2 protein-coding genes are annotated in these 26714 nt (G+C 72.7%); both read right to left on the bottom strand.

Going from position 1 to position 26714, the window contains the following annotated elements; all coding sequences use genetic code 11:
* Nucleotides 1–10 precede the first annotated feature (10 nt).
* Nucleotides 11–21739: an SDR family NAD(P)-dependent oxidoreductase gene (locus AC069H_RS12685; protein ID WP_478232339.1), complete on the bottom strand. Its 21729-nt coding sequence runs from the start codon at nt 21737–21739 to the stop codon at nt 11–13.
* 24 nt (nt 21740–21763) lie between these two features.
* Entirely contained in the window at nt 21764–26101 is a 4338-nt protein-coding gene (locus AC069H_RS12680) for a type I polyketide synthase (protein ID WP_478232565.1), read from the bottom strand.
* Nucleotides 26102–26714 lie beyond the last annotated feature (613 nt).

The following is a 26714-nucleotide window of genomic DNA, read 5'->3' as shown; positions in this document are numbered from 1 at the left end:
CGGGCCGGGGTCAGAGTTCGTTGTCCAGCAGGGCGAACATGTCGTCGATGGTGTCCACTTCCAGATCCGCGTCGCCGCCGGACGACGGCCGCGTCCGGTCCTGCCACAGGGACACCAGGTTCCGCAGCTTCGCCTCGACCTCGGCACCATCCGCGCTCGTCAGGTCCACAGTGGACAGTTCAGCGGCGAGCCGGTCGATTCCCGATGCCAGCCCGGTTTCCGCGGCCGGAACGACTTCCGACTGCAGGAACTTGGCGAGATCGTCCGGGGTCGGGTAATCGAAGATCAGCGTCGCGGGAAGGCGCAGCCCGGTGGCCGCGTCGAGCCCGTTGCGCAGCTCGACCGCGGTCAGCGAGTCGAAGCCCAGTTCGGTGAACGCCCGGCCCGGCTCGATCGAATCCGCGCCGTCGTGCCCGAGCGCGGACGCGGCCTGGCCGCGCACCACCCCGAGCAGCACCAGTTCGGCGTCCGCCTGCGAAAGCCCGGCGAGCCGTCGCTTGAGCCCGTCGGCCTGCGCCGCGGCGTCCACCGGTGCGGCACGCCGCACCGAGCCGCGCACGAGACCGCGCAGCAGCGGCGGCACCGGTCCGGTCATCGTGCGGAGCCCGGCGACGTCCAGCTTCACCGGCACCGAGACCGGTTCCGCCAGGCCGGTGGCCAGGTCGAACAGCTCCAGTCCCTCGGCGGGATCGAAACTGCCGACCCCGTCGCGACCCATGCGGTCCGCGTCGGCGGAGTCACCCATGCCGTCGGCCCAGAGACCGAACGCCAGCGAGGTCGCGGGCAGGCCGAGACCGCGCCGGTGGTGCGCGAGCCCGTCGAGGAAGGTGTTCGCCGCGGCGTAGTTGGCCTGCCCCGGCGCGCCGAGCACCCCGGCGGCCGAGGAGAACAGGACGAACATCGTCAGGTCGTGCCCGCGGGTCAGCTCGTGCAGGTTCCACGCCGCGTCCACCTTGGGCCGCAGCACCTTCCCCAGCCGCTCGGGGGTGAGCGCGGTGAGCAGGCCGTCGTCGAGGACGCCGGCCGCGTGCACCACGCCGGTCAGTTCCGGGGTGCGGTCCAGGACCGCGGCGAGCGCGGCGCGGTCGGCGGCGTCGCACGCCTCGATCCGCACGGTCGCGCCCAGCCCGGTCAGTTCCGCCGCCAGTTCGGCCGCGCCGGGCGCGTCCGGGCCGCGGCGGCTGGTGAGCACCAGGTCCTTGACGTCGTGCCGGGTGACCAGATGCCTGGCCAGCACCGCGCCAAGACCACCGGTGCCGCCGGTGACGAGCACCGTGCCGCCGACCGGGCGGCGCGGCACGGTCAGCACGACCTTGCCGACGTGCTTGGCCTGCGACAGGAAGCGCAGCGCCTCCGGGGCCCGGCGCAGATCCCAGGTGCGGATCGGCAGCGGGGTGAGCGCGCCCTGGTCGAACAAGGCGATCAGCTCCTCCCACATCTGCGCGATCCGGCGGTTGCCCGCGTCGATCACGTCGAACGCCTGGTAAGTCACACCGGGATGGTGCCCCGCGGCGCCGCCGTCCGGACGGACGTCGGTCTTCCCCATTTCCACGAACCGCCCACCGCGCGGTAACAGGCGCATCGACGCGTCGATGAAGTCGCCCGTCAGCGCGTTGAGGACCACGTCCACGCCCTTGCCATCGGTGGTCTCGCGGAACCGCTCCTCGAAGTCGAGCGTCCGCGAAGACGCGATGTGGTCGTCGGCGAGCCCGGCGGCGCGCAAGACGTCCCACTTGCCCTCGCTGGCGGTGCCGAACACCTCGGCACCGAGATGCCGCGCGAGCTGCGTGGCGGCCATCCCCACGCCACCGGCGGCGGCGTGGATGAGGACCGACTCGCCCTTCTTCAGCGCGCCGAGATCGGTCAGCGCGTAGTAAGCGGTGAGGAACACCAGCGGTACCGACGCGGCCTCTTCGAACGTCCAGCCCTCGGGCATCCTGGCCAGCAGATCCCGGTCGGCGAAGGTGAGCGGGCCGAACCCGCCGTGCACCAGGCCCATCACGCGGTCACCCGGCACGAGGTCGGTCACCTCGGCCCCGACGTCGGTGACGACACCGGCGGCCTCGTAACCGATCCGGCCGGCGTCGCCCGGGTACATGCCGAGCACGTTGAGCACGTCGCGGAAGTTCGTCCCGGCCGCCCGGGTGGCGATCCGGACCTCGCGCGGCAGCAACGGTTCGAGCACGTCCGGGTACGGCTCGAAGGAGAGCCTGTCGAGGGTGCCCTTGACGACGCTGTCGAGGCGCCAGGCCGGTTCGTGCCACGGCGGCGCGAGATCCGGCGACGACGCGGCGGTCAGCAACCGGGCGGCGTGGACGACGCCGTCCCGTACGGCCAGCTGGGTTTCGTCGCCCAGCACGGCCAGCGCGGTGTCGACGTCGGCCTCGGCCGCGTCGAGCAGCACCAGCCTGCCGGGGTTTTCGGACTGGGCACTGCGGACCAGGCCCCATACCGCGGCCGAAGCCGGTTCGACAGTGTCCGAAGTGGACACGGCGACCGCGTTCTCGGTGCGCACCACGAGGATGGTGTCCTTCTCCTCGGCCAGCCATTCCTGGAGCTTCGCCAACGTGCTCCGCAGAAGCGCGTGGGTGGCCGCCGGGGTCTCGCCTGCTCCCGGCACCGCCGAGAGCAGTTCCGTCGCCGAAACCGGTGAGCCGGACGTGACCGGGGACCAGCCGAGCCGGAACAGGGCGTCCGAAGTGGACGGAGCCGCCGGGCCGAGATCCGTGACCTCGCGCAGCAGCAACGATCCCACCGTCAGCACGGGTGCTCCGGCGCCGTCGATGAGCTCCAGCCGCACCGAGTCGGTCCCGGAGGCGGCGACCCGGACCCGGGCGGCGGTGGCGCCGGCCGCGTGCAGGACGACGTCACGCCAGAGGAACGGCAACCGGGTGGTCTCGGCGTTCCCCGGCAGCAGGCCGATGGCGTGCAGCGCGGCGTCGAGCAGGGCCGGGTGCAGGCCGAACTTCCCGGCGTCGGCATGCGCCACCGCGGGCAGTTCGAGGTCTGCGCAGACCTCCTCACCCAGGAGCCAGGCGGCGGTGAGGCCCTGGAACACCGGCCCATACTCCAGGCCCGCGTCGGCGAGCCCCGGATAAAGCTCGGTGACGTCGAGGCTTTGCGCCCCGGCAGGCGGCCACGCGGTGTCCTTGGCCGCCGGAGAGGCGTCGCCAGGGGCGAGCAGGCCGGTCGCGTGCTCCGTCCACGGAGCCCCGTCGAGCCGGGAGTGGATCGACACCGGACGCCGTCCGTCGTCGTCCGCGGCCCCGACCACGACCTGCACGGCGAGCCCGCCGGTCTCGGGCAGCACCATCGGCGCGGCGATGGTCAGTTCGGCCACGCGAGCGCAGCCGAGTTCGTCGCCCGCCCGGACGGCGAGTTCGACCAGTGCCGCGCCGGGGACCAGCACGGTGCCGAGCACCGCGTGGTCGGCCAGCCACGGCTGTGCCGCGCGGGAAAGCTTGCCGTACCCGACCAGGCCGTCCTCGCCCGCCGTCGGCACGGTCGCCCCCAGCAGCGGATGCCCGGCCGCGGCCAAGCCCAGCCCGGCGGCGTCACCGGCGATGGCGGGCGGGTCGAGCCAGAACCGCTCGCGCTGGAACGCGTACGTGGGCAGCGGGACGGCGTGGGCGCCGGTGCCGTCGAAGAACGCCGTCCAGTCGACCTCGGCACCCGTCGCAATCAGTCGGCTGAATGCGAGGGCGGCGGTCTGCCGTTCGTCGCGATCCTTGCGCAGCACCGGGACGAACATCGCGTCGGGGGCGCTGTCGAGACCCATCGCGGAGAGCACGCCGTCCGGGCCCAGTTCGGCGAACCGGGTGACGCCCGCTTCGGCGAGCGCGCGGACGCCGTCGGCGAAGCGGACAGGTTCGCGGACGTGCCGGACCCAGTAACCCGGGTCGGTCCACTCCGCCGATTCGGTGACCGTGGAGACGACCGGGATCCGCGGTTCGTGGTAGTCCAGGGACGCGGCGACTTCGGCGAACTCCGCCAGCATCGGCTCCATCAGAGAGGAGTGGAACGCGTGCGAGACGACCAGTGCCTTGGTGCGGCGGCCTTCCGTCGCGAACGCCTCGGCCACCGCGCGCACCGGACCGTCCACACCGGACAGAACGATCGCCTGCGGCCCGTTGACCGCGGCCAGGCAGACCTCGTCGGACAGGTACTCGCGCACCTCGTCCTCCGACGCCTGGACCGCGACCATCGCGCCGCCTTCCGGCAGCGCCTCCATCAACCGGCCGCGAGCCTCGACGAGTTTCGCCGCGTCCTCCAGCGAAAGCACTCCCGCCACGTGGGCGGCGGCGATCTCGCCGATCGAATGCCCGGCCAGGAAATCGGGCCGGATGCCCCATGACTCCACGAGCCGGAACAGCGCCACTTCGAGGGCGAAGATCGCGGGCTGCGCGGTACCGGTGCGGTCGAGATCACCATCGAGCGGGAGCAGCGCGGCGACCTCGTCGTACGCTGCCGCGAACACCGGGAATGCCTCGTAGAGTCCTTGGCCCATGCCGAGCCGCTGGGAACCCTGACCGGTGAACAGCAGCGCGAGTTTGCCTTCGGTGGCACGGCCGGTGACGACCTCCGGCGTGGTCCGGCCGCCGGCGAGCGCGGCCAGCCCGGTGCGCAGCGCGTCGGCGTCGCCGGTGAGCACCGCGCGCCGCTCGAACACGGTCCGGGTGGTCGCCAGCGCGTAACCGATGTCGACCGGGTCGGCGAATCCGACGGTGCCGAGCAGCCGTCCGGCCTGCGCTCGCAGCGCGTCTTCGGTGCGGGCGCTGAGCACCCACGGCAGCAGCGACGGCGATGCCGGGGTCCGCGCGGGCACCGAAGGTTCGGGGACCTGCTCCAGGATCACGTGCGCGTTGGTGCCGCTGATCCCGAACGCCGAGACCGCCGCGCGCCGGGGACGGCCCGCCTCCGGCCACGGTCGTGCCTCGGTGAGCAGCCGGACGTCGCCCGCTTCCCAGTCGACGTGCGGGGACGGCTCGTCGACGTGCAGGGTGGCGGGCAGGACGCCGTGCCGCATCGCCTCGACCATCTTGATGATCCCGGCGAGACCGGCGGCGGCCTGCGTGTGCCCGATGTTGGACTTCACCGAACCCAGCCACAGCGGTTCTTCGCGGTCCTGGCCGTAGGTGGCCAGCAGCGCCTGCGCCTCGATCGGATCGCCCAGCGCCGTCCCGGTGCCGTGCGCCTCGACAGCGTCCACAGTGGACGACTCGACGCCCGCCGCGGCCAGCGCGCGGCGGATCACCCGCTGCTGCGAGGGTCCGTTGGGAGCGGTCATGCCGTTGGACGCGCCGTCCTGGTTGACCGCGCTGCCGCGCACGACCGCCAGCACGCGACGTCCGTTGCGGCGCGCGTCGGAAAGCCTTTCCAGGAGCAGGAAACCCGCGCCCTCGGCCCAGGCGGTGCCGTCGGCCGCGGCCGCGAAAGGCTTACAGCGGCCGTCCGCGGCCAGGCCGCGCTGACGCGAGAATTCGATGAACGGGTTAGGGCTGGCCATCACGGTCGCGCCGCCGACCAGCGCCAGGCCGCATTCACCCGAGCGCAGCGCCTGCGCCGCCCAGTGCAGGGCGACCAGCGAAGACGAGCACGCCGTGTCGACCGAGACCGCCGGGCCTTCGAGCCCGAAGGTGTAGGCGACCCGGCCGGTCAGCACGCTGCTCGCGCTGCCGGTCCCGAGCAGGCCTTCCATCCCGTCCGGGGTGGCGGCCAGCCGGGAGGCGTAGTCGTCGTACATGACGCCCGCGAACACACCGGTGGCGCTGCCGCGCAGCGAGACGGGGTCGATCCCGGCGCGCTCGAACGCTTCCTGCGCGGTCTCCAGCAGCAACCGCTGCTGCGGGTCGACGGTGACCGCCTCCCGTGGCGAGATGCCGAAGAACTCGGCGTCGAAGTCGGCGGCGTCGTGCAGGAAGCCGCCCTCGCGGGCGTAGCTGGTGCCGGGGTGGTCGGGGTCCGGGTGGTAGAGCCGGTCGAGGTCCCAGCCGCGGTCGGACGGGAACGGCGTGATCGCGTCGGTCCCCTCGGCGACCAGGCGCCACAGGTCCTCCGGCGAGCTCACGCCGCCCGGGAACCGGCAGCTCATCGCGACGATCGCGATGGGCTCGCCGGGCTCGGCGACCCGGACCGGCTCGGCGTCCACAGTGGACTCTTCACCGGCCAGCTCGGTACGGATATGGGTGGCCAGCGCTGTCGGGTTCGGGTGGTCGAACACCAGCGTCGCGGGCAGCCGCAGACCGGTCGCCTCACCGAGCCGGTTGCGCAGTTCGACGGCGGTGAGCGAATCGAAGCCGAGTTCGGTGAACGCGCGACCGGCCTCGACCGACGTCGCGGTGCCGTGTCCGAGCACGTCGGCGACGTGGCCACGGACGAGGTCGACCAGCTGCGAGAGCTGGTCGGCGGGGGCGAGGCGGCTCAGTGTGGCGGTCAGCCCGGCGGCGGCCGCGGCGTTGGCCGCGCCCCTCCGCTTCGGCACCCGGACCAGACCACGCAGCGCGGGGGCGGGCTCACTCGTGCGGGCCAGCGTGCGCAACGTCGCCAGGTCGAGCTTGACCGGAACCGGGACCGGCGTCGAGGCGGCCAGCGCGGCATCGAACAGCGCCAGGCCTTCTTCGTCGGTCAGCGCGCCGAAGCCGGCGCGGGCCAGACGGTCCACATCGGACTGACCGCCCATGCCGCCTGCCCACAGGCCGTACGCCAGCGAACGAGCGGGCAGGCCTTCCGCGTGACGGCGGCGCGCGAGGTCGTCGAGCAGGGCGTTGGCGGCGGCGTAGCTGGCCTGCCCCGGACCACCGAGGATCCCGGAAACCGAGGACACCAGGACGAACTGGGTCAACGGCCTGCCGAGGGTGAGGTCGTGGAGCGCGAGCGCCGCCTCGGCCTTGGGCCGCAGCACGGTGTCGAAGCGCTCCGGGGTCAGCTCGGTGACGACGCCGTCGTCGAGTACACCGGCGGCGTGCACGATGCCGGTGAGGTCGTCGATCCCGTCGAGCAGCGCGGCGAGCGCGTCGCGGTCGGTGACGTCGCAGGCGACGACGTCGGCGCCGAGTTCTTCCGCCAGTTCCGCGGCGCCGGGAGCGTCGAGGCCGCGGCGGCTGGTGAGCACCAGCCTGGTGACCTGTGGCGCCAGGTGCCGGGCGATCGCGGCGCCTACACCGCCGGTCCCGCCGGTGATGAGAACCGTGCCCTCGCCCCAGATCGCGGGTTCTCCCGCCGTGGCACGGGCGAGCCTCGGGACTTCCGTGACGCCGTCGCGGATCCGGACCTGCGGTTCGCCGGTGGCCAGCGCCTTCGCCACGTCGTCACCTTCGAGGACGACGAACCGGTCCGGGTGCTCCGACGCGGCGGTGCGGACGAGACCGCGGACGGCGGCTCCCGCCGGGGTGTCGCCGGTGCACACCACCATGCGCGTTCCACCGTCGGCGAGGAATTCCTGGATCGCGGCCAGGGTCGCGGCCAGCGCGGCACGCGGATCACCGTCCGGCGCGGTGAAGACCTGGACGTCTTCGCTGGTCTCGCCGTCGGCGGGGACCTCGACCCAGGTCAACTCGTACAGCGAGTCCGTGCCGCGCTGCCTCGGTGCCTCCGCGGCCCGGACCGCGACCGTGCCGATCGTGGCGACGGGCGCACCGGTGGTGTCGGTGGCCAGCAAGGAGAATCCGGAGCCGGCGGGCGTGACCCGGACGCGCAACGCGGTGGCGCCGGTGGCGTGCAGGGTGACGTCGCCGAACAGGAACGGCAGGCGGGTGCCCTCCCCCGGCGTGAGCCCCAGAGTGTGCAGCGCGGCGTCGAGCAGTGCCGGGTGCAGGCCGAAGCCGTCGACTTCGGTTCCCTCGGGCAGTTCGACCTCGGCGAACACGGTGTCACCGTCGCGCCAGGCGGCGGTCAGCCCGCGGAAGGGCGGGCCGTAGTCGAGCCCCGCCGCCGCCATGTCCGCGTAAAGCCCGTCGAGGGAGATCGGCTCGGCGGCGGGCGGCCACTCGGTGAGGCCGGACGGCGCGGCGGCCGCCCCGGGAGCGAGGGTGCCGGTGGCGTGCTCGGTCCACTCCCCTTGCGGGGCACGGGAGTGCACCGAAACCGGGCGGCGACCGCCCGTGCCCGCCGCACCGACGAGCACCTGGACGTCCAGCGCGCCATGCGGCGGCAGCACCAGCGGCGCGGCCAGGGTCAGTTCCTCCACGCCTCCGCAGCCGGCTTCGTCACCGGCGCGGACCGCGAGTTCGAGCAGCCCGGTACCGGGGACGAGCACTTCGCCGAACGCGGCGTGCCCGGCCAGCCACGGATGCGTGGCGACCGAAAGCCGTCCGGTGAGGACCCAGCCGTCGCCGTCGGCGAACGGCACGGCGGCACCCAGCAGTGGATGCCCGGCGGCCTGGAGCCCGGCCGTGGTGACGTCACCCGTGCCGCTTCCGGCGGCGAGCCAGAACCGGCGGCGGTCGAACACCGACGTCGGCAGGTCGACGGCACGGGCACCGGTCGGGCGGAACACCGCGGCCCAGTCGACGGGGACACCGCGGGTGTACGCGGCGGACACCGTGGTGAGCGCGGTCTCCGCCTCGTCACGGTCGGCGCGCAGGAACGAAGCCGCGAAGGTGTCCGGGCCGTCGTCCGCGAGCGCGGTCAGCACGGCGGCCGGGCCGACTTCGAGGAACCTGGTCACCCCGGCCTCCCGCAGCCACGCGAGACCGTCCGAGAACCGGACAGTGGCACGGACGTGTTCGACCCAGTACTCCGGCTCGGTGACCCGTGCCGCAGGTTCGCCGTCCACTGTGGACACGAAAGGGATCACCGGGGCGGAGAAGTCGAGTTCCCGCACCACGGCGGCGAACTCGTCGAGCATCGGCTCCATCAGTGCCGAGTGGAAGGCGTGCGAGACGTCCAGCCGCTTCGTGCGGCGGCCGAGCTTCTCGAACTTCTTGGCCAGTTTGAGCGTCGGCGACGCGGCACCCGAAAGCACGACCGCGTCGGGGCCGTTGACGGCGGCCAGCGACACCTTCGGCGTCAGGTGCTCGCGCACCTCGTTCTCACTCGCCTGGACCGCGACCATCGCGCCGCCCTCGGGCAGCGCCTCCATCAACCGTCCGCGCGCCTCGACGAGCTTGGCCGCGTCCTCCAGCGAAAGCACGCCCGCCACATGCGCGGCCGCGATCTCGCCGATCGAATGCCCGGCCACGAAGTCGGGCGTGATGCCCCAGGACTCGGCGAGCCGGTACAGCGCGACCTCCAGCGCGAAGATCGCGGGTTGCGCGGCACCGGTGCGGCTCAGGTCACCGCCGACCGGGAGCAACGCCGCGACCTCGTCGTAAGCGGCGGCGAACGTCGGGAAGGCGGCGTAAAGCCCTTCGCCCATACCGAGACGCTGCGATCCCTGACCGGTGAACAGGAACGCCGTCCGCCCAGGCAGTACGCGCCCGGCGACGACGGACGGTGTGGCCGCGCCTTCGGCCAGCGCTGCGAGGCCGGTGCGGAGATCCGCGTCCGTGGCGCCGAGCACGACCGCGCGGCGTTCGTGCGCGGTGCGGGTCGTGGCGAGCGCCAGGCCGACGTCGACCGGCTCGCCGTCACGGTCGAGCAGGCGCCCGGCCTGCTCGCGCAAGGTGTTCTCGGCGCGGCCGGAGAGCACCCACGGCACGAGCGCGGGAGCCACGACCTCGCGCGGGGCAGGCGTTTCGGTCGGAGGCTGTTCGAGGATGACGTGCGCGTTGGTCCCGCTGATCCCGAAGGACGACACGGCGGACCGCCGCGGCCGCCCGGTCTCCGGCCACTCCCGGCCTTCCGCGAGCAGCTCGACGTCACCGGCTTCCCAGTCGACATGCGGCGTCGCCTCGCCCAGGTGCAGCGTCGGCGGCAGGACACCGTGGCGCATCGCCTGGACCATCTTGATGATCCCGGCGACGCCCGCCGCGGCCTGCGTGTGGCCGAAGTTGGACTTCACCGAGCCGAGGTACAGCGGTTCACCGTCACGCTCGCGGCCGTAGGTGGCCAAGAGCGCCTGAGCCTCGATCGGGTCGCCCAGCGTCGTGCCGGTGCCGTGTGCCTCTACGGCGTCCACAGTGGACGACGGGACACCGGCGGCGGCCAACGCCTGGCGAATCACTCGCTGCTGCGAAGGACCGTTCGGGGCGGTGAGACCGTTGGACGCGCCATCGGAGTTGACCGCCGAGCCCTTGACGACCGCGAGCACGCGGTGTCCGTTGCGGCGCGCGTCGGAAAGCCGTTCCAGCACGAGCATCCCGGCGCCTTCGGCCCAGCCGGTGCCGTCGGCGTCGGCCGAGAAGGACTTGCAGCGGCCGTCGGCGGCGAGGCCGCGCTGACGCGAGAACCCGATGAAGGTCTCGGGCGTCGCCATCACCGTGACACCACCGGCGAGCGCCAGCGAGCATTCCCCCGACTTGAGCGCCTGGGTCGCCCAGTGCAGGGCGACCAACGACGAGGAGCACGCGGTGTCGACCGAGACCGCCGGTCCTTCCAGGCCGAGGGTGTAGGCGACGCGGCCGGACAGCACGGAGCCCGAGGTACCGGTGCCGAGGAAGCCCTCGACGTCATCGGGAACGTCATTGCCGAGCCGGGTGCCGTAGTCGTGGTACATGACGCCGGCGAACACGCCGGTCGGGCTGCCCTTGAGCGACGTCGGATCGGTGCCGGAGCGTTCCAGCGCCTCCCACGCGACTTCGAGCAGCAGGCGCTGCTGCGGGTCCATCGCGAGCGCTTCCCGGGGCGAGATCCCGAAGAACTCCGGATCGAAGTCGCCCGCGTCGTGCAGGAATCCGCCCTCGCGGGTGTAGGTCTTGCCCGGCTGGTCGGGGTCGGGGTCGTAGATGCCGTCGACGTCCCAGCCGCGGTCCTCGGGGAACCGGGTCACGCCGTCACGGCCGCCGGCGACGAGGTCCCACAGTTCTTCGGGCGACGTCACCCCACCCGGGTAACGGCAGGCCATGCCGACGATGACGATCGGGTCGCCGTCGGCGCGGACGGCGGTGAAGACCGGGGTCGCCTCGGCGGGTTCGTCGAGCAGTTCGGCGAGCAGGAATTCGGCCAGCGCCACCGGGGTCGGGTGGTCGAAGGTCAGCGTCGCCGGGAGCCGCAGTCCGGTGACCGTGCCGAGCCGGTTGCGGAACTCGACCGCGGTGAGCGAGTCGAAGCCGAGGTCACCGAAGGCGCGGTCGGCTTCGACGGCGTCCGGGCCGGTGTGGCTGAGGACGTGCGCGGCTTCGGTGCGGACCAGCTCGGTCAGCAGCCGCGTGCGCTCACCGGCGGGCACGCCCGCCAAACGCTGGCGCAGTCCCGCGGCTTCCGCTTCCTCCGCCGCACGGCGGCGTCGTGGCCGCACCAGGCTCCGGAGCATATGCGGTACCTCGGTCTCCGCCCGCAGCGCGGCCAGATCGAGCTTGGTCGCGACCGGGCGCGGGTTGTCGCCGAAGGCCAGCAGATCGAACAGCTCCAGCCCGGCTTCGATGGGCAGTGCCGCGCCACCGCGACCCTCGCCCATGCCGGTTTCCCAGAGGCCGTAGGCGATCGACGTGCCGGGAAGGCCCTGGGCGCGCCGGAGGGTGGCGAGCCCGTCGAGATAGCCGTTGGCGGCCGCGTAGTTCGCCTGGCCGGGAGCGCCGAGGGCGCCGGCGATCGAGGAGAACGTGACGAACAGCTTCAGGTCCGTGGTCAATTCGTGCAGATGCCGTGCGGCGACGGCCTTCGGTCCCGCCACGGCGGCGAGCCGCTCGGGGGTCATCGCGGAGAGGACACCGTCGTCGAGGACGCCCGCCGCGTGCACCACACCACTGAGCGGCGGCTCGGCGAGCGCGAGCACGGACTCCAGCTGAGACCGGTCGGCGACATCGCAGGCGGCGATCGTCACCTCAGCGCCGAGCGCGGTGAGGTCTTCCCGCAGGGTTTCGGCGCCGGGAGCGTCCGCGCCCCGGCGTCCGGCCAGCAGCAGATGCCGGACGCCGTGCCGCTCGACGAGCCGCCGGGCGACGTGCGCGCCGAGCCCACCGGTACCGCCGGTGACCAGCACGGTGCCATCGAGGGTCCAGTCAGGATCGGCGGTGGCGCGGGCCCGTGTCAGGCGGGGCACGCGCGGGCCGTCGTCGGTGAACGCGACTTCGGGCTCACCGGTGGCGGCCGCGATCCGGGCATCGCCGGTGCCGTGGACCAGGACGAACCGGTCCGGGTACTCGGCCTGCGCGCTGCGTACCAGCCCGGCGACGGCGGCGTGCTCCGGGCTGTCACCGGTGAGGTGCACGACGAGCCGGTCTTCAGCGGTCTGCAACGCCTCGAGAGCGGCCTCGACCGATTCGGCTTCGAACACGGCGACGTCTTCTGCCTGCGACGGCAGTGCGACGGGAATCCAGTCGATACCGAACAGCGCGTCGGAGGCGGCACTGGGCAGCGGCCCGTCGCCGACCGGGCGCAGGCTCAGTGACGCGACCGAGAGCACCGGAGCACCGGTGCCATCGGTGACCCGCAAGGAGACCGCGTCCTGACCGGCCGGGGCGAGCCGGGCCCGCAGGGTGCCGGCGCCGGTGGCGTGCAAAGCCAGACCGGCCCAGGAGAACGGCAGCCGTGCCGGGCCGCCGGTCAGGCCGACGGCGTGCAGGACGGCGTCGAGCAGGGCCGGATGCAGCCCGAACCCGCGGACGTCGGTGCCCTCGGGCAGCGCGACCTCGGCGAAGACCTCGTCGCCCTGGCGCCAGGCGGCGCGCAGCCCGCGGAACGGGTCCCCGTAGGTGAGCCCGGCCTCGGCGAGCGTGGAATAGAAGCCTTCCAGGTCAATGGGTTCCGCGCCGGACGGTGGCCATTCCGTCGTCCCGGCGGGTTCGTCGGCGGCCGTGGTCAGCGAGCCGGTGGCGTGCAACGTCCATTCGCCGTCCTCGATGCGGGAGTGCACCGCCAGTGTCCGGCGGTCGTCACCATCCGAAAGGGACACTCGCAGCTGCACCGGGGCCGAGGTGAGCACGAGCGGTGCCTGCAGCGTCAGTTCTTCGACGGTGCCGCAGCCGACCTCGTCCCCCGCCCGCACGGCCAACTCGGCGAACGCGGTACCGGGCAACAGAACGGCGTCGCGGACGCGGTGCCCGGCCAGCCACGGCTGTTCGTCGAGCGACAGCCGTCCGGTGAGCACGAGCCCGCCGCGTTCGGGCAGCGCGACGGCGGCGCCGAGCAGCGGATGGTCGAGCGCGCCGAGGCCGAGCGCGGTGGCGTCGCCGGAGCCCGGCGGGGCCAGCAGCCAGAAGCGGCGGCGCTGGAACGGATACGTGGGCAGGTTCACCGGCCGCGCGCCGCTGCCGTCGAAGAAGCGGTCCCAGTCGACGGGAGCACCCGCGGCGTGCACGGCGCCCAGCGCGGTCATCGCGGTCCGGGCCTCGTCGGAGTCCTTGCGCAGGGCGGGCACCCCGCCGTCGACCAGCGCGCTGAGCACGGCGTCGGGACCGAGTTCGAGGAACGTCGTGGCGCCCTCGGCGGTCAACGCCGCGAGACCGTCGGCGAACCGCACGGTTTCGCGGACGTGGCGCACCCAGTAGCCAGGGTCGGTCAGATCCGCCGATGCGGTCACCGTGGACACGATCGGGATCCGCGGTTCGCTGTATTTCAGGGACTCGGCGACTTCGGCGAACTCCGCCAGCATCGGCTCCATCAGCGCCGAGTGGAACGCGTGCGACACCACGAGATGCTTGGTACGGCGGCCTTCCTTCGCGAACCTGTCGGCGACCTCGCGGACCAGACCGTCCACACCGGACAGAACGATCGCCTGCGGCCCGTTCACCGCCGCCAGACAGACCTCGTCGGACAGGAACTCGCGCACCTCGTCCTCGGACGCCTGCACCGCGACCATCGCGCCCCCCTCGGGCAGCGCCTCCATCAACCGGCCCCGCGCTTCGACGAGCTTCGCCGCGTCCTCCAGCGAGAACACCCCGGCGACGTGCGCCGCCGCGATCTCGCCGATCGAATGCCCGGCCAGCAGATCGGGGGTGACGCCCCAGGACTCGAAGAGCCGGAACAGCGCCACTTCGAGCGCGAAGATCGCGGGCTGCGCGGTTCCGGTGCGGTCGATGTCGCCGTCGAGCGGGAGCAGCGCGGCGACCTCGTCGTAAGCCGCCGCGAATGCGGGGAAGGTCTCGTAAAGGCCTTGGCCCATACCGATGCGCTGGGAACCCTGGCCGGTGAACAGGACGGCGAGCCTGCCGGTGACCGCACGACCGGAAACGACGTTGGCGGCCCGGCCAGTGTCGGCGAACGCGGCCAGCCCGGCGCGCAGCACCGACGGGTCTGCCCCGACGACGACCGCGCGACGTTCGTGCGCGGTGCGGGCGGTGGCGAGCGTCCAGGCGACGTCGAGCGGGTCGGCGGTCAGATCCGCGAGCCGCGCGGCCTGCGCCCGCAGGGCTTCCTCGGAACGCCCGGAAAGGACCCAGGGCAGCATCGCGGGCCGGACGGCCGGCTCGGTCTCCGGCGCGGGAACGTGTTCGAGCACGACGTGCGCGTTGGTCCCGCTGAACCCGAACGAGGACACCCCCGCCCGGCGCGGACGGCCGGTCTCCGGCCAGCCCGCGGACTCGGTCGCCACGCGGATCGCGCCGGTGTCCCAGTCGACCTGGGCCGAGGGCGCGTCGACGTGCAGTGTCGCGGGGACGACGCCGTGCCGCATCGCCTCGACCATCTTGATCACCCCGGCCACGCCTGCCGCGGCCTGCGTGTGCCCGAAGTTCGACTTCACCGAGCCGAGCAGCAACGGCTCTTCGCGATCCTGGCCGTAGGTGGCGAGCAGCGCCTGGGCTTCGATCGGGTCACCCAGCCTGGTCCCGGTGCCGTGCGCCTCGACGACGTCGACGTCCGAAGTGGACAGTCCAGCGTTGGCGAGCGCCTGGCGGATCACGCGTTGCTGCGAAGGCCCGTTCGGTGCGGTGAGACCGCTGGACGCGCCGTCCTGGTTGACCGCGGAGCCCTTGAGCAGCGCGAGAACCGGGTGGCCGTTGCGGCGCGCGTCGGACAGCTTCTCCAGCAGGACGAATCCGGCACCCTCACCCCAGCTGACGCCGTCGGCACCGTTGGCGAAGGCCTTGCAGCGGCCGTCGACCGCCATCGCGTTCTGCTTGCTGAAGTCGACGAACGGGTCGGGGTTGGCCATCACCGTGACCCCGCCCGCCAGCGCGAGCGAGCACTCCCCCGACCGCAGCGCCTGGCTCGCCAGATGCATCGCGACCAGCGACGACGAGCACGCCGTGTCCACCGACACGGCGGGCCCCTCGAACCCGAAGGTGTAGGAGACGCGGCCGGACATCATCGCGCCGGACGTCCCGGTGCCGAGGAAGCCTTCGACCTCCTCCGGGATCTTCGTCAGCCGGGAGGCGTATTCGTGGTAGATCGCGCCGGTGAAGACGCCGGTGTCGCTGCCGCGCAGCGTGCCCGGCGGGATACCCGCGCGTTCGAACGCCTCCCACGCGATCTCCAGCAGCAGCCGCTGCTGCGGGTCCATGGCGAGGGCTTCGCGGGGCGAGATGCCGAAGAACTCCGGGTCGAAGTCGCCCGCGTCGGGCAGGAATCCACCGGTCCGGGTGTGCGAGACACCCTGCTTGCCCGGCGTCGGGTCGAACAGCGCCGCCAGGTCCCAGCCACGGTCGGCGGGGAACTCCGTGAGCCCTTCGCGGCCCTCGGCCACGAGACGCCAGAGGTCTTCCGGCGTGTTCACGTCTCCGGGGAACCGGCAACTGGTCGCGACGATCGCGATCGGTTCGCCGTCGTCGGTGACACGGGCACGGGTGCGCGGTCCGGCGGCGAGGTCGCCGAGCAGTTCGGAACGCACGTAACCGGCGAGCGCGACCGGGGTCGGGTGGTCGAAGATCACCGTCGACGGCAGCCGCAGCCCGGTCACGGAGCCGAGCCGGTTGCGCAGCTCGACCGCGGTCAGCGAGTCGAAACCGAGGTCCATGAAGCCGCGGCCGGGTTCGACGGTGGCGGCGGTGACGTGCCCGAGCACCAGTGCGACCTGAGTGCGGACGAGGTCCAGCAGTTCGCGGTCCTGGTCGGCCTCGGTCAGCCCGGCGAGCCGCCTGGCCAGCGAGGAGTCCTGTCCACCGCCCGATTTCGCGGTCCGGCGGCCGGGTTTGACCAGCGCGCCGAGCAGCGGCGGGAGCGGTCCGGACGCGGCGAGCACCGGCAGATCCAGCTGAACAGGGATCGCGAGCGGCGCCCCGGCGGCGATGGCGGCGTCGAAAAGCGCGAGGCCGTCCTCGACGGCGAGCGCGGGAGTCCCTCCGGCGCGCAGTCGCGCGAGGTGGGCTTCGCCGAGGGTCTCCGCCATGCCCGCGGCCCACGGTCCCCAGGCCAGCGACTGCCCGGCGAGACCGAGCGAACGGCGATGCGCGGCGAGACCGTCGAGGTAGCCGTTGGCCGCCGCGTAGTTGCCCTGCCCCGGCGCGCCGAGCACACCGGCGGCGGAGGAGAACGTGACGAACAGGTCCGGGTCACCGGAGAGTTCGTGCAGATGCCGTGCGGCGCCGGCCTTCGGGCCGAGCACGAAGTCGAGCCGCTCCTGGGTGAGCGCGTCGATGGTGCCGTCGTCCAGGACACCGGCGGCGTGGACGACACCGGTCAGGTCGACGCCGTCCAGCAGCGCCACCACGGCATCACGATCGGCGACGTCACAAGCGACGACGTCGACTTCGGCGTCGAGTTCGCGGAGTTCGCCGACCAGTTCCCGCGCGCCCGGCGCGTCCAGGCCGCGCCGGCTGGTGAGCAGAAGCTTCCGGACGCCGTGCGCGGTCACGAGATGGCGGGCGATCAGGGCGCCGAGACCGCCCGTGCCGCCGGTGATCAGCACCGTCCGGCCCGGGTCGAGCGCCCGCGGCATGGTGAGCGCGACCTTGCCGATGTGCTTGGCCTGGCTGAGGAACCGGAACGCTTCCCTGGCCTCGCGGACGTCCCACGTCCGGGTCGGCAGCGGGACGAGCGCGCCCGAGTCGAACAGGGCGGTCAGCGCGTCCCACATCCGCGCGGTCCGCTCCGGTCCGGCGTCGATCAGGTCGAAAGCCTGGTAGTGAACACCTTCCGGCTCGCGGATGTCGGTCTTGCCCATCTCCAGGAACCGGCCGCCCGGCGCCATCGTGCGGATCGAGGCGTCGACGAAGTCCCCCGCGAGCGCGTTCAGCACCACGTCGATGCCGCTGAACCTCTGCTCGAAGTCGAGCGTGCGGCTGGAGGCGATGTGCGCGTCGTCGAGACCGGCGTCGCGCAGCACGTACTGCTTGCTCTCGCTGGCGGTGCCGTAGACCTCCGCGCCCAGGTGGCGCGCGAGCTGGGTCGCCGCCATTCCGACACCGCCGGCGGCGGCGTGGATCAGGATCGACTCGCCCGGCCGCAGATCGGCCAGGTCGACCAACGCGTAATAAGCGGTCAGGAACACCAGCGGCGTCGAGGCAGCCTGCTCATAGGTCCAGTCCGCGGGTTTGCGGGTGATCATCGGCCGCTCGGCGACCGCGACCGGACCGGCGCCGCCGGAGACGAGGCCCATCACCTCGTCGCCGGGCCGCAGGTCGGTGACGTCGGCGCCGACCTCGATGACGGTCCCTGCGAACTCGCTGCCGAGCAGTCCGGCCTCGCCGGGGTACATGCCGAGCGCGTTGAGCACGTCACGGAAGTTGAGCCCGGCCGCGCGGACGGAGACCCGGACGCCCTGCGGCCCGAGCTGCTCGTCGGGCAGCGGTTCCAGCGTCAGATGGTCGAAGGTGCCCTTGCCGGACAGGCCGAGCCGCCAGTTTCCAGGCGGTGGGAGCAGACGGCCGGTCGACTCGGGCGTGACGAGACGCGGCACGCGGAGTTCGCCGTCGCGGACGGCGATCTGCGGCTCACCGGAGGACAGTACGGCGTCGGTCAGCTCGCCGGCGTCAGCGAGCAGGAACCGGTCCGGGTGCTCGGACTGCGCGCTGCGCACCAGCCCCCATACCGCGGCGGCCACCGGGTCCACATCGGACTGTCCAGTGTGGACAAGGAGTTTCGAGGCGGCGAAGCGGTCTTCGGCGAGGAAGGTCCGGAGGACGTCCAGCGTGGCACCGGTGACGGCGTGCACGTCGTCACCCTCGGCGCGATACACGACGACCTCAGGAGCCTCGCCACCGACGTCGGCGAAGTGCGCCCAGCTCGGGGCTTCGGTTTCCGGTGTGGCGATCGGACGCCAGGCCAGCTCGTACAGCCCGTCGCGAGTGGCCGCCGGACGCAGCTGTCCCGCCGAAACCGGGCGGACGACCAGGGAGCCGACGGTGGCGACCGGTGCACCGGTCCCGTCGGCCACGCGCAGGCTGACCGCGTCGGCGCCGGACGGGGTGAGCCGGACACGCAGCTCGGCCGCGCCGGAAGCGTGCAGGACGACGTCGCTCCACGCGAACGGCAGGCGAGCGGGGCCGTCACCCTCGGCGAGGGCGTGCAGCGCCGCGTCCAGCAGCGCCGGGTGCAGACCGAACCGGCCCGCCTGGTCCCGGGCGGCCTCGGGAAGCGAGACCTCGGCGTAGGTGTGCTCGCCGTCGCGCCACAAGGAACGCAATCCCCGGAAGATCTCGCCGTACTCCAGGCCGGCAGCGGCCAGCTCGGCGTAACGGCCTTCGAGGGACACGGCTTCGGCACCGGGCGGCGGCCACTCGGTCAGCTCCCAGTCCGGCGTGGAAGCGGCCGGGGCGAGCGCGCCCGTCGCGTGCAGGGTCCACTCCCCCGCGCCGTGCGGGCGCGAATGCACGGTGAGCGGGCGGTGCCCGGACTCCTCCGGCGTCCCCGCCCACAGCTGCACCTGGACCGCGCCGCTTTCCGGGAGCACCAACGGGGTTTGCAGGGTCAGTTCTTCCAGTACCGCCAAGCCGGTTTCGTCGGCGGCGCGTACGGCGAGCTCGACCAGCGCGGTGCCCGGCACGACGACCTGGCCGTGCACCACGTGGTCGGCCAGCCACGGATGCGTCCGCAGCGAGAGGCTGCCGGTGAACAGGAACCCGCCCGCGTCGGCGACGGAAACGGCCGCGCCGAGCAGCGGGTGGTCGAGCGAGCCGAGGCCGAGACCGGCCGCGTCACCGGCGGTATGCGTCGCGGGAAGCCAGTAGAACTCGCGCTGGAACGGGTAGGTGGGGAGTTCGACCGGGCGCGCGCCGTCGAAAGCGGCGGCCCAGCGGACCTTTCCGCCATGGACGTGCACGGCGGCCAGCGCGGCGACGAAGGTCTCGGGTTCGGGCCGATCGCGGCGCAGCACGGGCACGAACAGGCCCTCGGCGCTTTCCTGACCCGCGGCCGAAAGGATGCCGTCCGGACCCAGTTCGAGGAAGCGGGTGACGCCCGCGTCGGCCAGCGCGCCGATCCCGTCCGCGAATCGGACGGCTTCGCGCACGTGCCGCACCCAGTAGGCCGGGTCGAGGATTTCCGCGGTGTCGGCGATGCGGCCGGTGACACCCGCGATCAGCGCGATCTTCGGTGTCTTGTAGGTGACTCGGCGGGCGACGGCGGCGAAGTCGTCGAGCATGCCGTCCATCTGCGCCGAGTGGAACGCGTGGGACACCGCGAGCTGCTTGGTCCTGCGGCCCTGCCCGGCGAACACCTCCGCGACGGTCCGCACGGCGTCCTCGGTACCGGAGACGACGATCGCGCGCGGTCCGTTGACGGCCGCGACATCCGCTCCCGCGACCAGTGCGGCACGGACCTCGTCCTCGGTCGCCTCGATCGCGCACATCGCGCCGCCACGCGGCAAGGCGCCCATCAAGCGGCCACGCGCGGCGATCAGCGCGGCCGCGTCCTCCAGCGACCAGACACCCGCGACGTGCGCGGCGGCGAAGTCGCCGACGGAATGCCCGATCAGGAAGTCCGGGACCACTCCCCAGGATTCGACCAGCCGGTAGAGCGCGACCTCCAGCGCGAACAGCGCGGGCTGGGCGTTCGCGGTGTCGTTCAGGGCGTCGGCGTCGTCACCGAAGACGATCTCGCGCACGCCCGGCAGCAGCTCGCAGACCTGGTCGAACGCGGCGGCGAACACCGGGTACGCCTCGTACAGCTCGCGGCCCATGCCGAGCCGCTGCGAACCCTGCCCGGTGAAGCAGACCGCGAGACCGCCGTCGGTCGCTTCACCGGCGCCCGGCTCTCCTTCGGCGATCGCCGTCAGACCGGCGCGCAACGTCTCCTCGTCCCGGCCGGTGACGACGGCGCGGTGTTCGAAGGTCGACCGGGTCGCGGCCAGCGACCAGCCGATGTCCGCCGGGTCGCCCTCGACGTCCAGCAGCGCGCGGGCCTGGGCGCGCAGCGCCGCCGGAGTCCGGCCGGACAGCACCCACGGCACCACCGGCGGGACGACATAGTCCACTGTGGACTCTTCGGCCTCGGGTGCCTGCTCCAGCAGGACGTGGGAGTTGGTGCCGCTGATCCCGAACGACGAGACACCCGCCCGGCGGGGCTCCCCCGCCGGCCAGGGCCGGGCGGAGGTCAGCAGCTCGATCGTTCCCGGCGACCAGTCGACCTGCGGGCTCGGCGCGTCGACGTGAAGGCTCGCGGGGAGGATTCCGTTGCGCAGGGCCAGGACCATCTTGATGATCCCGGCGACCCCCGCCGCGGCCTGGGTGTGCCCGATGTTCGTCTTCACCGAACCGAGCAGCAGCGGACCACGTTCACCGCGGTCGCGGCCGTAGGTGGCTTGCAGGGCCTGGACCTCGATCGGGTCGCCCAGCGTCGTACCGGTGCCATGCGCCTCGACGACGTCCACGTCCTTTGTGGACAGTCGAGCGTCGGCCAGTGCCTGACGGATGACACGCTGCTGTGACGGCCCGTTCGGCGCGGTGAGACCGTTGGACGCCCCGTCCTGGTTGACCGCCGAACCGCGCACGACGGCCAGGACCGGGTGGCCGTTGCGCCGGGCGTCGGAAAGTCTCTCCAACACGATCATGCCGGCACCCTCACCCCACGCGGTGCCGTCGGCCCCGGCGGCGAACGCCTTGACCAGGCCATCGCGGGCGAGACCGCGCTGACGGGAGAACTCGATGAACGCGTCCGGGCTCGCCATCACGGTGGCACCGCCGGACAGCGCGAGGTCGCACTCCCCCGCGCGCAGCGCCCGGACGGCGAGGTGCAGCGTGACCAGCGACGCCGAGCACGCCGTGTCGACGGTGACCGACGGGCCTTCGAGCCCGAGCACGTAGGAGATCCGTCCGGAAAGGACGCTGCCCGAGATACCGGTGCCGAGGTAGCCCTCGACGCCTTCGACGCCCTTGGGCAGATCACGGCCGTAGTCCTGGCCGTTGGTGCCGACGAAGACGCCCGCGCGGCTGCCGGACAACGAGGTGGGGTCGATCCCGCCGCGTTCCAGCGCCTCCCACGACGTCTCCAGCAGGAGCCGCTGCTGCGGATCCATCGAGACGGCCTCACGCGGCGAGATCCCGAAGAACTCGGGATCGAATTCCCCGGCGCCCTCGACGAATCCGCCTCGGTCGACGTAGCTGGTGCCCAGGTGGTCCGGGTCCGGGTCGACGAGCGCGCCGACGTCCCAGCCGCGATCTTCGGGGAACCCGGTGATCCCGTGCTCCCCGGCGGTCAGCAGTTCCCAGAACCGCTCCGGCGTGCGGACGCCGCCGGGGAACCGGCAGCCCATGCCGACGATCGCGATCGGTTCGGCGGCGCGGTCCTCCAGCGCGGCCAGCCTGCCGCGCGTGCGCTGCAGTTCGCCGGTGACTCGCGTCAGGTAGTCGCGAAGCTTGTCGTTCTCACCCACGGTGTCCCCACTCATCGGTCGAGGTCGCGTGCACCCGGCTCAAGCGCCGAGTTGCCGGTCAATGAAGGCGAAGAGTTCGTCGTCCGAAGACGGCGTGAAGCCGGGGCCGTCGAGGCTCTCGGCGAGTTTCCGCAGGCGGGCGCCTGCTGTCGCGTGCTCGTCGCCGCCCGGGTCGAGGCGGCTCAACGCGGCTTCCAGTCCGTCGAGCAGGCCCTCCACGTCGTCGTCCGTCCCGGCGAGCTCCTGCCAGAGGTAGGCGGCGAGGGCCTGCGGGGTCGGATGGTCGAAGACGAGCGTCGCGGGCACGGCGAGGCCGGTCGCGGCGTCGAGCCGGTTGCGCAGTTCGACCGCGGTGAGCGAGTCGAAACCGAGTTCGGTGAACGCGCGGTCCGGGCCGATCGCCGACGTGTCCGGATGGCCGAGCACCTTGGCCACGGTCTCGCGGGCGACCTTCAGCAACAGCCGTCGCTGTTCGGGTTCGATCAGTCCGCTCAGCCGCGACCGCAGATCCGCCACCGGCGCTTCCGCGGCCGCGGTTTCCGGTCGCGGCAGCTCGGCGAGCATCGGCGCGGCGCGGAAGTCCTCGAAGAACGACGGCCAGTCGAAGTCGGCGACGGTGACACAGGTGTCGCCGGCGGCGATCGCCCGGACGAACTCCTCCGCCGCGGACTCGGGGGTCATCGGGCGCAACCCCTTGCGGCGGACGGCGTCGTCGACCGCCTCGGCCATACCACCCTCGGCCCACGGGCCCCAGGCGATCGACACCGCCTTGACGCCCTCGGCCCGCCATCGCGTCGCGAGCGCGTCGAGTTCCGCGTTCGCGGCGGCGTAGGCGGCCTGACCGCCGTTGCCGAGCACCCCGGCGACGGACGAGAACAGGACCAGCGCGTCGAGGTCCTTCGTCAGCTCCCGCAGATGCCGCGCGGCGGTCACCTTCGGCCGGGCGACGGCCTCGAACCGCTCCGCGGTGGCGTCGTCCAGCAGGGCGTCGTCGAGGACTCCGGCCGTGTGCACGACCACGCGGAGATCGTTCAGGCTTGTGACCACTGTGGACAGTGCGTCCCGGTCGGCGGCGTCGCAGGCGTGGATGCCGACGCGGGCACCGAGACCTTCGAGCCGTTCGCGCAGCTCCGCCGCACCCGGCGCGTCTTCGCCACGACGTGAGAGCAGTACGACGTGTTCCGTCCCGGCGCGGGCCAGCCGTTCGGCCACGAGCGCTCCCAAGGCTCCGGTGCCACCGGTGATCAGCGCGGTTCCGGAGGTGGTCCACGGCGCACCGGACGCGGGGGCGGCGGGGACGAACCGGCGGGCGAAGATCCCGTCGGCGCGGATCGCGACCTCGTCCTCGGGGCCACCGAGCACGTCGCGCAGCCGGGCGGCCTCGTCCGTCTGCTCGGGCAAGGTCACGCAACCACCCCAGCGGCGGGGCTGCTCGATCGCCGCGACCCGCGCGACCGCGGCGACGCCGGGATCGCTGGTGGCACACCACACCTTCGCCGGGGTTTCCCGCAGGAGAGCGGCGAGTGCGGCACCGTCCGCCGGGAACGCGAGGACCGGGCCGGTCTCCGGGACTTCAGTCACCAGCGGCGCATCGAGCGCCTGCGCCGCGGCTTCCGCCCATGCGGTGCGTTCGGGGGCGTAAACGGTCCAGGCTTCCCGCGTCGTCACCGGCTCCATCGGGCGCCAGACGACTTCGTACCGCCGGGCCGGAGGTGCGGTCCGCTCGGCGGCGAGCCAGAAGTGGTCCCGCCGGAAGGGATACGTCGGCAAGTCGACACGGGTGGCACCGGTACCGTCGAAGATCCGGGCCCAGTCGAGCCGCACCCCGGCGGTGAAGAGCTTTCCTCGCGCCAGGTCCGCGGCGGCGGCTTCGTCACGATCTTTCCGTTGCGTGGCGATGAAGACACCGTCGCTGACGCAGTCGGCGCCGAGCGCGGTCAGGGAGGCGTCCGGCCCGATCTCGACGAAGCGCCGGACACCGCGTGCGTGCAGGCTCGCGACGCCGTCGGCGAACCGGACGGATTCGCGCACCTGCCGCACCCAGTACTCCGGGTCGCGGACGTCACCGGAGACGATCGGGATCCGCGGCTCGGCGTACGTCACGCTCTCGGCGACCTCGCGGAAGTCGTCGAGCATCCCGTCCATCATCGCGGAGTGGAAGGCGTGGCTGACCGAAAGCCGCTTGGAGCGGCGGCCGGGGAAGGTTTCGACCACCGCGGTGACCGCCGCCTCCTCACCGGAGAGAACCAGGGACGAAGGACCGTTGATCGCGGCGATGCTCACGCCGTCGGGCAGGTCGAGTTCCGCTTCGGTGGCCTGCAACGCGACCATCGCGCCGCCCTCGGGCTGCGCCTGCATCAGCCTGCCGCGAGCGGCGACCAGCCGGGCGGCGTCCTCGAGCGACCACACCCCGGCGAGGTACGCCGCGGCGAGCTCGCCGATCGAGTGCCCGAGCAGGAAGTCCGGTTCCACCCCCCAGGACCGCACGAGCTCGGCCATCGCGACCTCGAAAGCGAACAACGCGGGCTGCGCGACGTCGGTCCGGTCGATCCTGGTCTGGTCTTCGCTGGCGAGGACTTCGGCGAGCTTGAAGCCGGTGTGCGCGTCGAGCCGGTCCGCGACGCGTTCGAAGGTCTCGGCGAACACGGGGAAGGCCGCGGCGAGCCCGGCGCCCATCGCGAGCCGCTGCGAGCCCTGCCCGGTGCAGAGGAAGGCCAGCTTGCCGCTGCCCGCACGGCCGGTGACGACGCGGGGCGCGGACTCACCGCGCGCCAAGGCGCCGAGGCCGGCACGGAGTTCGTCTTCGTCGGCGCCGGTGACGACCGCGCGATACGGCAGCGGCGTCCGGCCGGTGGCCAGTGACCAGGCGATGTCCGCGGGGTCTCCGCCGGTCTGGAGCAACCGGTCCGCCAGTTCGGGCAGCGCGGCTTCGGTACGCGCGGACAGCACCCACGGGACCCGGGCTCGCCCCGCCGCGGTTTCGGCGGGGGCAGGCTCCGGCGCCTGGCGGAGGATGACGTGCGAGTTGGTGCCGCTGATCCCGAACGACGACACCGCCGCCGCGCGCGGGCGGCCGGTCTCGGGCCAGGGCCGGTGCTCGGTGAGCAGCTCGACCGCGCCGGAATCCCAGGCCACGTGCGGGGACGGCTCGTCGGCGTGCAGGGTGCGCGGCAGCTCGCCGCGGCGGAGCGCCTCGACCATCTTGATGATCCCGGCGACCCCGGCGGCGGCCTGCGTGTGCCCGATGTTCGACTTGACCGACCCGAGCCACAGCGGGTTTTCCCGGTCCTGGCCGTACGTGGCGAGCAGGGTGTCCGCCTCGATCGGATCGCCGAGCCTCGTGCCCGTGCCGTGCGCCTCGACGACGTCGATGTCCGAAGTGGACAGTCGGGCGCTCGCCAGCGCGGCGCGGATCACGCGTTGCTGGGACGGTCCGTTGGGCGCGGTGAGCCCGTTCGACGCCCCGTCGGAGTTGACCGCGGAACCCTGCACGACGGCCAGCACCCGGTGCCCGTTGCGGACGGCGTCCGACAGCTTCTCCAGCAGCAGGACTCCGGCGCCCTCGCCCCACCCGGTGCCGTCGGCGCCCGCACCGAACGACTTGCAGCGCCCGTCCGGGGCCAGCCCGCGCTGGCGGGAGAACTCGACGAACGTGTCCGGGACCGCCATCACCGTCGCGCCGCCCGCCAGCGCGAGCGAACACTCCCCCGCCCGCAGCGCCTGCGCGGCCAGGTGCACGGCCACGAGCGACGACGAGCAAGCCGTGTCGACCGACACGGCCGGCCCCTCGAAGCCGAACGTGTAGGCGACGCGGCCGGAAAGCACACTGCCGGCGGTGCCGGTGCCGAGGAAGCCTTCGACTCCTTCGGGCAGCTCGGAAACGCCGACTCCGTAGTCGTGGTACATGATCCCGGCGAACACGCCGGTCGCGCTGCCCTTCAACGCCGACGCGTCGAGCCCGGCGCGTTCGATCGCCTCCCAGCTGATCTGCAGCAGGAGCCGCTGCTGCGGATCCATCGCGAGCGCTTCGCGCGGCGAGATGCCGAAGAACTCGGGGTCGAATTCGGCGGCCTCGTGGAGGAATCCGCCTTCACGCGCGTACGACGTGCCAGGGTGGTCGGGGTCGGGGTGGAACAGCTCGGCGAGATTCCAGCCGCGGTCGGCGGGGAACCCCGAAACCGCGTCGCGACCGGCGGCCACCAGATCCCACAACGCCTCGGGCGAATCGACCCCGCCCGGGTAGCGGCATCCCATGCCGATGATCGCGACCGGTTCCCTCGCCGCGTCGGCGAGTTCACGGTTGCGCGCGGCCAGCCTGCTGTTCTCCTTGACCGACTCCCGCAGCGCGGTCACCAGTTCTTCGGGTGTCGCCATCAGATTCTCCGGACCGGACGAGACGGACGCAGCTCGGGCATGGCCTCATCCTGGGCGGGGGCACCGCTTGTCCCGGGCGCTGTTCGCCACCCCGGCCCCATTGCCCGGTAACCGGAGGCCCACTGCCGGCGCTCGTACTCGGGTGGCCTGACGGGCGGGGCGGGTTCGCGAAAGCCACAGTGACCCCGTCCGCGTCAGCCTCAGCGATCACCGCTGTGGTCCCTGGTACCTGGTACCTGACCGCAAAAGTCCGTGAAGGCCTCATTGAGGGACTCTGGGTCCCTCAATGAGGCCTTCACGGACTTGCGATCACCACAATCGCCACAGCAGCCTTAGCTGTCACAATGAGCGCGTGAAGGCGCCCTTCCCTCGGCTCAGCAAAGGAAACTCGCCCTTCGCCTCCCCGTTGCGACCATGACAGCGGTCCGTGAGGGCCTCCTTCCCACCTCGAAGTCAGGGTCCCGGCAAAGTCGGATAGCTGCGGTGGTCGTGGGGGGGGGGTTGGGGTTTCCCCCCAACCCCCCCCCCCCCCCACCCCCCCCCCCCCCCCCCCCAAGCCGGGTGGTCCCCCCCATTCTTTCCGTGAGCTAAGCAACCCCACACGGCCACCCCCAGA

This window comes from Amycolatopsis sp. NPDC043887 (genome assembly GCF_056435665.1).
The sequence above is the reverse complement of the archived record's forward strand: the minus strand, read 5'-3'. Positions and strand labels throughout refer to the sequence as shown.